The 301-nt window shown below is 66.8% G+C and carries 1 protein-coding gene; it reads right to left on the bottom strand.

Annotated features, from left to right (window positions below; genetic code table 11):
* On the bottom strand, positions 1–232 hold a 232-nt coding region (locus PUR26_RS02060; protein ID WP_329868546.1), incomplete at its 3' end, for a TerD family protein.
* Positions 233–301 lie beyond the last annotated feature (69 nt).

The raw sequence follows: 301 nt of genomic DNA on the forward strand, positions 1-301 counted from the left end.
CACCGGTGTGCTCGACCGAGCCGTCTGCGCTCTTCAGGTTGTTGAAGAAGACGAAGTTGCCGTCGGTGGTGACCTTGCCCTCGGCGTTCGCCAGCAGGGCGCTGGCGTCGAGGTCGAAGTCCGTACCGGTGGTGGTGCGGTCGTCCCAGCCCAGACCGACGGGGACCGCGGTCAGATTGGGCGCGGCCTTGGACAGCGAGACGTTGCCGCCCTTGCTGAGGCTGACTCCCACGAGTCCCTCCATTGGTTTCCAGGGGCAGCGCCCCCGTCGTGCGTTGGCATCGGATCAACGAGTGGACCC

Origin of the sequence: Streptomyces sp. SP18CS02, assembly GCF_036322365.1 — a bacterium.
Classification (GTDB): Bacteria; Actinomycetota; Actinomycetes; order Streptomycetales; family Streptomycetaceae; genus Streptomyces.